At 54.8% G+C, this 7,857-nt stretch carries 8 protein-coding genes; 3 read left to right on the forward strand and 5 right to left on the reverse strand.

The annotated features are described in order from the left end of the window. The 5 genes from H6F43_RS17730 to H6F43_RS17750 all read right to left on the reverse strand — a co-directional run. Positions 1 to 569, reverse strand: a 569-nt coding sequence (locus H6F43_RS17730) for an XdhC family protein (protein WP_347272432.1), incomplete at its 3' end; no start/stop codon positions are given. 265 nt (positions 570 to 834) lie between these two features. After that, positions 835 to 2,220 carry a DUF4335 domain-containing protein gene (locus H6F43_RS17735; RefSeq protein WP_190344041.1) on the reverse strand — a complete coding sequence of 462 codons (1,386 nt, stop codon included), beginning with the start codon at positions 2,218 to 2,220 and terminating at the stop codon, positions 835 to 837. Between the two features lie 60 nt (positions 2,221 to 2,280). Next, a complete protein-coding gene (locus H6F43_RS17740; protein ID WP_190344042.1) occupies positions 2,281 to 2,880 on the reverse strand; it encodes a DUF3038 domain-containing protein in 600 nt (199 codons plus the stop codon). 283 nt (positions 2,881 to 3,163) lie between these two features. Beyond that, positions 3,164 to 3,976, reverse strand: coding sequence for a carbon-nitrogen hydrolase family protein (locus tag H6F43_RS17745; protein ID WP_190344043.1), 813 nt, complete (start codon positions 3,974 to 3,976; stop codon positions 3,164 to 3,166). 236 nt (positions 3,977 to 4,212) lie between these two features. After that, on the reverse strand, positions 4,213 to 4,497 hold the full coding sequence (locus H6F43_RS17750; RefSeq protein WP_190344044.1) for a DUF427 domain-containing protein: 285 nt from the start codon (positions 4,495 to 4,497) through the stop codon (positions 4,213 to 4,215). A 213-nt stretch (positions 4,498 to 4,710) separates the two neighbouring features. On the opposite strand from H6F43_RS17750, the gene H6F43_RS17755 reads away from it, so the two are divergent. The 3 genes from H6F43_RS17755 to H6F43_RS17765 form a co-directional block, all read left to right on the forward strand. Further along, entirely contained in the window at positions 4,711 to 6,618 is a 1,908-nt protein-coding gene (locus H6F43_RS17755) for a long-chain fatty acid--CoA ligase (RefSeq protein WP_190344045.1), read from the forward strand. Between the two features lie 135 nt (positions 6,619 to 6,753). Beyond that, on the forward strand, positions 6,754 to 7,203 hold the full coding sequence (locus tag H6F43_RS17760) for a YlqD family protein (protein ID WP_190344046.1): 450 nt from the start codon (positions 6,754 to 6,756) through the stop codon (positions 7,201 to 7,203). A 95-nt stretch (positions 7,204 to 7,298) separates the two neighbouring features. Continuing rightward, on the forward strand, positions 7,299 to 7,857 hold a 559-nt coding region (locus H6F43_RS17765), incomplete at its 3' end, for a biotin/lipoyl-containing protein (protein ID WP_190344047.1).

Genomic DNA, 7,857 nt, shown 5'->3' on the forward strand with positions numbered 1-7,857 from the left:
CGATCGTCGATCACCACAATCTCGAATCCCGCCAGCTGAGCGATTTGCGCTAAAGGAATCGCGACGTGTCCAGCTCCCATAATGACTAAGGTTGGCGGCGGCACTAAGGGTTCAATTAGGGCATGATCCGTCGCTCTAATCGTGTGGAAGTCGTTGGGCATTAAGTACGGCGATTTTGCAGAATCGAACGGCGTGACGATCGCCGCGCCACCCAAGCCCAAGCTGTTTAGAATCTGCGCCACTAGTGTTTGCGCTTCTGCGCCCGCCCATCGCTCCAGCCACACCTGCATTTTGCCGCCGCAAATCCCCTGCGTCTCCCGATCCGGCGCACCAGAGAGGTCAATCTCAACGAACTGCTTTGTGCCCGACTGCAACACCGTCAATGCTCGCTGCTGCACCACGGCTTCGCCTGCACCGCCCCCGATCGTTCCAATGAGCCTACCGTCTGCACACACAATCATTTTCGCGCCGACTTCTCGCGGAACTGATCCCTGCACGGTGGTAATGGTTGCTAAGACAACGGGTTCCTGCTGCAATACTTCAGCTAGTTGTTCGTAGAAGTGCCGCACAAGGTTCTATTCAAGGTGTCTACCCCTTTTAGTTAGCAGAAATTGGGGCAGGTGTGTTGTGACTTACATTGCTGAACGCACCGATCGAGATGCTGTGTAGGGCGCGATCGCAGCAGGCGCCTTAGAAATTAACGAGCCTGATCCCGAAGACTGCCTTGCAGGGTGCCAGCAAGAGAACAAGTCAATAAAACCTTGGACAAACGTTTTAGCATTGTTGCCTAGGTGGTTTACTGCCGCTCGACTTGCCCTATGAAATGCCGTTGGCTTAATTCACCGATTCCAAAAACGTTTGCACCGTTCTATCGGGACTGAGCACCACGCGAATTCTGGCGCTGTTACCGCGCTTAAGCGGAGACACAAACGCTTCACCAACCAAAGGAATTCCGGTGCGATCGATGTAATCCCCTGAGGCTTGTCCGAGCGGTACGATCGCGCTGACCGAGCCATTCGCATCAATGGTTAATTGGTACTCCAGTGTCTGCTTCAGTTCTTGCGGAGGCGACCAACGCCCCTGGAAAAACTGTTTCGCTTCTGCCACCTGAGGAATATCAGCGCCAACGCTTGGCGGCTCTGGTACCTTTGCTGCCCGACTAGCCTCTGATGGAGCTGCCGATTCAAAAGAAGCGGCGCCAGGATCGGCTGACGGATCCTGTGGACGGGGATTCGCAGCAATTGAGGGATTTGGCACAGCCGATCGCCCACTGTCGCTCGGTCCTGCCTCTGGAATAATAATGGTCGGACGAGCGGGCATTGCGGGTCCAGAGCTGCGAGCAGTGGATTGTTGATTCGTTGGAGGCGCAACCGGGGCAGCTTTTGGCACCGTGATCGTTGGCATGCCAGGCTGAGTCGGTACTGTAGTAGACCCCGGCGGCGGTGGCGGCGGTAGTGGTTGATTGGACCCGAATGGCGACTGCCCTGGAACCGTTGGCAGCGACTCTGGTGAGGGAAGCTGAGTCGCAATTTTTTGGTCGCTGCTGCTGGCTCCCTGGCTAGACGTGGGCGCACTGCTTTGCACAGTGCCTGCGTTATCCACCAGTTTTGCCACAGAGGCAGCTAGCCCGATCGTCAGCAGCGACACTGCCGCAATTTTGCCCCAGGCAGGCGTCGTTCTTAACCAGTTTGGCGACTGGAGATTGGGCAGCGCCAAGCCATCTGCCGCGTACTCCTCTAACGCGTTCGCCAAGTCAAACAGTTGCAGAGTGCTAAGCCGCACGATCGTTCCTGACGTCTCACTTTCTAGCGATCCCAGAGTTAGCCGATGAGCTAGCAAACCATCGGGCTGAAGCAGGATTCCTGCTGTGTTTGAAGTGGCAGGCGGTGCAGCATCTACCACCGCGAGTGCCGATCGTCTTTGGAAGAGAGCCGCTCCGGTTTCTGGCAGTTCGGCTGTTCCCACCGATCGATCAAACGACTGTCCTAGCAGCGTCTGAACGTAGGCCTGCACCGTATCCGACAGCGCGTCGAGTTGAGCACGATCGCCTCGCAGCGTTGTCCACTGCTCCTGAGGCAATGTTGGGTCGTCTAGGCTCAGTTGAAACCGCACGTGCTTCAGCACCGATCGACCTGCCCATTGGGACAGCGGCGACTGCTTCGCAGAAATCTCCAGCGTGCAGGTCGGCGGAGTATATCGTCGCAACACGGAATGGGACATGAGAGAGAAGTTAGGGGCTAGGGACTAGGGAGTAGGGGCGAATTCATGATGCAAAATTATTCACCCTTTCGCGCGATCAAGCAGCGCCAGCCATAACCGTCGAGGACCGCTAGACGCGCTGTAGAAGAGCAGGTCAATCAGCAGCTTCAGAGCAAGGTGAGTAAGAGTTTCAGGAGATGTCGCATCGCCATCATCCATGCGCTCTTGATACAGATTATTGAACGTATCCAGGTAGTCTCCCAGAAGTGCGGCTTGATGCGGTTCGCGGTGTTGTTCTGCCAGTTGCTCCAGTAGCGCCACGGCGCGGCGAATTAGCTCCTGCTGCTGCTTGGCTAGATTGCAGGTAATTAGCACGATCGCCCGTGCCTCTTCCACATCCAGCTTCTTGCGCCCGCCCTGTCCTTTACGGAGCGGACTAGACTGTCGCAACCGCCACAGAGATACCCGATCTGCCACCAACGACTCTAAATGAAGTTCTGCTGCCGCTTGCAGCATCGCTTCAGAGCCAATGCCTGCCAGTGCTTCTAGTGCCAGCAGGACCAAGTCCAGTTGCGCTTTGATGTTATCTAGCTGAACCGGATCGGGCTGGTTTTGCAAGGGCAGGGTTTCGACGACGGAGCGGGGGCGTTCTGGGGCAGACAACTTAGCGGTAGGCGGCATAACTTCAGGATACGCAATAGAACCGAGGCTAGCTCAGTGGTTACTTCTCTTGAAACAGGACTGGCGAATTCGTTGGGATGTTTCCTGGCGTCAGTCCTACTTACTCCTTTGCATCGGTGCTGCACCCAAATCCGGCGGATTTACAGGCAGCAGTAGAACCCGAATACTCCTAGCGTGCCATGTTCCGCTGCGTGGTGCCTCACCCAATTGGATAGCCGTTTTACTCCGCAACCTAATCAAGTTATCACCGCTACACGGTATCCCCAGCGAAGCAGTGCCAGCTTCAAACAAAAACGCGATGCTGAAGACTCGGCATCTGACGGCGCACTTGCTCTAAGCGCGATGGCTCGATCGCCGCGATCGCGACTCCAGGCTGGTCACCAGCGTCTGCCAAAATCGTTCCCCACGGATCAATAATCATCGCGTGCCCGTGCGTTTGTCGCATGGCGTAATGCACCCCGGTTTGGGCAGGCGCAATCACGTAGCAGGTATTTTCGATCGCCCGTGCTTGCAGCAGGACTTGCCAGTGGTCCTTTCCGGTGTACGCGGTAAACGCCGCGGGGACAAACAGCACTTCTGCTCCCATCTGTGATAGATGGCGGTACAGTTCTGGAAATCGCACGTCGTAGCAAACCGACAGTCCCAAATGACCCAATTCTTTAGAGGGGTACACCGACGGCATCCGCAGTCCAGCTAAAACCGTGCCAGATTCTTGGTAAGTGTTCCCGTCGGGCAGATTGACATCAAACAAGTGAACTTTCTCGTAGCGGGCGAGTTCCTGTCCGCTGGGGTCAATCAGCAAGGCAGTATTGTGGACTTTGCCGTTGCCTACGGGAATTGGGAACCCGCCACCCACCACCGTTACCTGAAACCGCTGCGCCATTGTTTTTAGAAACGTCTCGCTTTCCTGAGCGATCGTTTCTGCTTGTGCAAGTTTGGCGTCTTCATCACCTAGGAAGGAGAAATTCTCTGGCAGCGCCACCAGTTCTGCTCCCTGACGCACTGCCAAATCAATCAACTCCTCTGCCTGCACCAGATTTTTGTGCAGGTCGGGAAGGCTGGTCATCTGTAAGGCGGCGGCTAAATAGGACTTCATACACTCAATTCAAACACTCGGTATATAGCTGGGCGTTAATGGCTTCTATCCTGGAGGGCTGCCAAGGATTCCGATGCAGCAGTAACTACAATTTAAAGCTTGTCCAGGCACGTCGGGCAAAGAAACACCGAAACGTGGCAGCTCTTTACGACTGGGTGAGCGCTTACATCAGTGGTCAGCACAAGACAAACAACCGACAACAGACGGCTGACCTCCTGAGTCAGTGTGGTAAGACGTTAAGCTTCGACCTTGACGCCTTTCCAGAACGCAATGTAGCCCTCAATGTTTTTGGCAGCATCCTTAGTAGTGGGGTAGTACCAGGCAGCATCGGGGTTTGTTTTGCCATCGACTTCGATCGTGTAGTAGCTGGCAATGCCCTTCCAGGGGCAGGTGGTGTGGGTGTTGCTGTCGGTGAAGTACTGGCGGTTGATTGCGTCTGGCGGAAAGTACTGGTTGCCTTCGACGACTTCACAGCGATCGCTTTCGGCAAGAACGGCACCGTTCCAAATTGCTTTAGGCATGGGAATTTTGAGAATTATAAATCACGTCAACAAAAGCCTAACGAAGGTTCCGGACTTACGCAAATGGTGTCCTCTTAAAGTGAATAGGAACAGTCTCTTCCCACGTCTGTAGACAAATTTCAATCTGTCACCGAAAATCTCGATGTGACTCGTTGCCAAGATAGGGTTAGATCAACGCATACCATCATTCTCAGCGTTTCAGGAGTTACTGCCATGACCGTGCAACAGCCAAGCGCCGTGCGTTTGTCCAACTATGATGCCGTGCAATCGATTCCAGAAGTGTGGGCGATCGCGGCGCAGCGCTTCGGCAACGTTCTGGCAGTGCACGATCCCCACAGTAAGCCTGAAGTCAAACTGACCTACGCCGAACTTTATCAGCAGATGCAGCAGTTTGCAGCAGGGTTGCAGGCATTGGGGATTCAGCCCTCAAGCGATCCAATTCCGCCTCGCGTGGCGCTGTTTGCCGATAACAGTCCTCGCTGGCTGATCGCAGACCAAGGCGTCATGCAGGCGGGTGCGGCGGATGTCGTGCGGAGTGGACAAGCGGATGCAGAGGAACTGCTGTTCATTCTGGGAAACAGCGAGGCGATCGCTCTGATTGTCGAAGACTTAGCAACCTTGAACAAACTTCGCGAGGGCTTGCCTAATTTACCGCTTCAGTTTGTGGTGCTGCTGTCTGATGAAGCCGTTAGCCCTGACGAAATGCCGAAAGTGCTGTCGTTTCCGCAGGTGATGGCGCTGGGCGATCGCCACTCGCTGCAACCCGCACAGCACACTCGCGAAACCTTAGCGACGCTAATGTACACCTCTGGCACGGGAGGAACGCCCAAAGGCGTGATGTTGAGCCACGGTAATTTGGTTTCTCAAGTGACCGCTTGTCCAGAAATTGTTGTGCCGCAGGCAGGAGAGCGCGTGCTCAGCATTCTGCCAATCTGGCACAGCTACGAGCGCAGCTTCGAGTACTTCATCTTCTCGAACGGCTGCACCCAAATCTACACCAACATTCGCCACGTCAAAAAAGACCTGAAAGACTTTCAGCCGCACTACATGGTCGGCGTACCGCGACTGTGGGAATCGATCTACGAAGGTATTCAAAAGCAACTGCGCGATCAGCCTGCCAGTCGCCAAAAGCTGGTGAAATTTTTTCTAGAGACGAGTCATGAATACGTCTTGGCGCGGCGACTGTTCCAAAAGTTGGATTTGGAGCGGTTGACTCCTTCGGCAGTGGAGCGACTCGGCGCGCTGCTGCGGATGATCCCCCGCTGGATTGTGCATCGGCTGGGCGATCGCATCGTCTACCAAAAAATTCGTGCGGGCACGGGTGGATCGATCAAATTTGTCGTCAGTGGCGGTGGCTCGATCGCGCAGCACCTAGAAGATTTTTTTGAAATTGTTGGTGTGGACATCCTTGGTGGCTACGGCTTAACTGAAACCTCGCCCATTACAAACGTGCGGCGTCCGTGGCGCAACGTGCGCGGTGCAGACGGTGAAACCCTGCGCGACACCGAAATTGCCATTGTTGACCCAGAGACGCGACAGCCGCTTCCGCCCGGCAAACAGGGACTCGTGATGATTCGCGGTCCTCAGGTCATGCAGGGTTACTTCAACAATCCGGAGGCAACTGCCAAGGCGATCGACCGCGATGGCTGGTTTAATTCTGGTGACTTGGGCATGGTGACGAGCGCAAACGATCTCGTGATCACCGGACGGGCAAAAGACACGATCGTCCTGACGAACGGCGAAAACATTGAGCCGCAGCCGATCGAAGACGCCTGCCTCCGCAGCCCCTACATTGATCAGATCATGCTGGTGGGTCAAGATCAAAAAGTCTTGGGTGCCTTGATTGTCCCTAACGTAGAAGCGCTAGAAAAGTGGTCAGAGGAACAGCAACTTCCCTCCCTTAACCTGGAAAGCAAACCCGTCCAGGACTTGATCCGCAACGAACTGAATCGGCTGGTGAAGGACCGTTCTAGCTACCGTCCTGACGATCGCATTGGTCCGTTTCGTTTGATTTCGGAGCCGTTTACGATCGAGAATGGACTGCTGACCCAAACGCTAAAAATTCGTCGCAACGTCGTGATGGAGCGCTACCAAGGTATGATTAGCGAGATGTTTGTTTAGAGCAGCTTGTCGAACGCTGCTAGAGCAAACAGCACGCTATCGTCCTGGTTCTCCCGTCTCTAAACGGCGTGCGATAAGCGTGCATCTCCTACTTTTTCCGCCATTTCGTTCACACCTTTTTCTGTCAAACCCGTTATGGATGTTCCGCAATCTAATTTGCTTCTGAAGCGATCGATCAATGTCAAGGCGATCGTCACTCCTCGCTGGAAGGACGAAGCGCAACAGCAGCTACAGGCGCAGATCAACCAGCTTGACAGCCAACTGCAACAGTTGGAAATGCAAGGGCAACGCATGATCGCTGAAATCCAAAAGCAAAGCTTGAAGCCGCCTGGTCCTGAAACTGTGCAGCAGATCGACAGCATTCAGACGCAGGTGAACCAAAAGAAAAGCGAATTTCTAGAGCAAAAAAACCAGGTGTTGCAGCAGCTTCAGCAGGTGCAAATGCTGGATCTGGACCAGGAAGTGAATCAAGGTCAAATTGATAGCATTTTCCGGGTCGAGGTGGGTGATAATCTGATCGACAAGATGCAGATCGAGGTGGTTCTCCGCGACGGCATTGTTGAAGAGATTCGAGGCAGCGTCTAGACTACACGGCTGACGATCAATCCATACCGTTGAATCGCGCATCTGAGTCAGGCATCCGCCTGCTTCTAACGTTTACGTTTTGGGAACTCCGCTCCATGATTTACGAAGTCTTCATGCCTGCACTCAGTTCGACCATGACTGAGGGAAAAATCGTCTCCTGGGTGAAGTCGCCTGGAGACAAAGTGGAAAAGGGCGAAACCGTTGTGGTGGTGGAGTCCGACAAGGCAGATATGGACGTGGAATCCTTCTACGAAGGCTACTTAGCGACGATCGTCGTCCCCGCAGGCGAAACGGTTCCCGTCGGGAACGCGATCGCTCTAATTGCTGAAACCGAAGCGGAAATCGAGACGGCGCAGCAGCAGAAGTCGTCGAGTCCGGCTCCAGTTCCAGCGGCAGCCTCGCCTGATTTGGCGGCGGCAGTTGCGGTGGCTCCGGTAGAAACCGAGCAGAACGGCAACGGCAGCAAGAGTGGTCGGACGATCGCCTCACCTCGCGCCCGCAAACTGGCGAAAGACCTCAAAGTAGATTTGGCGACTCTGAAAGGCAGTGGTCCTCACGGACGAATTGTGGCAGAGGACGTAGAAGCAGCGGCGAACGTCAGCAAGCCCGTACCTGCGCCTGCTGCGACGACGGCGGCTCCACCGCCTGCTCCAG

It is taken from the genome of Leptolyngbya sp. FACHB-36 (genome assembly GCF_014695955.1).
GTDB lineage: Bacteria > Cyanobacteriota > Cyanobacteriia > Leptolyngbyales > Leptolyngbyaceae > FACHB-36.

What these genes read in the sequence shown, in the direction of transcription:
- H6F43_RS17745 (WP_190344043.1), bottom strand. Translation starts at nt 3,976, where the DNA reads ATGAAGTCCTATTTAGCCGCCGCCTTACAGATGACCAGCCTTCCCGAC.
- H6F43_RS17740 (WP_190344042.1), bottom strand. Translation starts at nt 2,880, where the DNA reads ATGCCGCCTACCGCTAAGTTGTCTGCCCCAGAACGCCCCCGCTCCGTC.
- H6F43_RS17755 (WP_190344045.1), top strand. Translation starts at nt 4,711, where the DNA reads ATGACCGTGCAACAGCCAAGCGCCGTGCGTTTGTCCAACTATGATGCC.
- H6F43_RS17750 (WP_190344044.1), bottom strand. Translation starts at nt 4,497, where the DNA reads ATGCCTAAAGCAATTTGGAACGGTGCCGTTCTTGCCGAAAGCGATCGC.
- H6F43_RS17760 (WP_190344046.1), top strand. Translation starts at nt 6,754, where the DNA reads ATGGATGTTCCGCAATCTAATTTGCTTCTGAAGCGATCGATCAATGTC.
- H6F43_RS17735 (WP_190344041.1), bottom strand. Translation starts at nt 2,220, where the DNA reads ATGTCCCATTCCGTGTTGCGACGATATACTCCGCCGACCTGCACGCTG.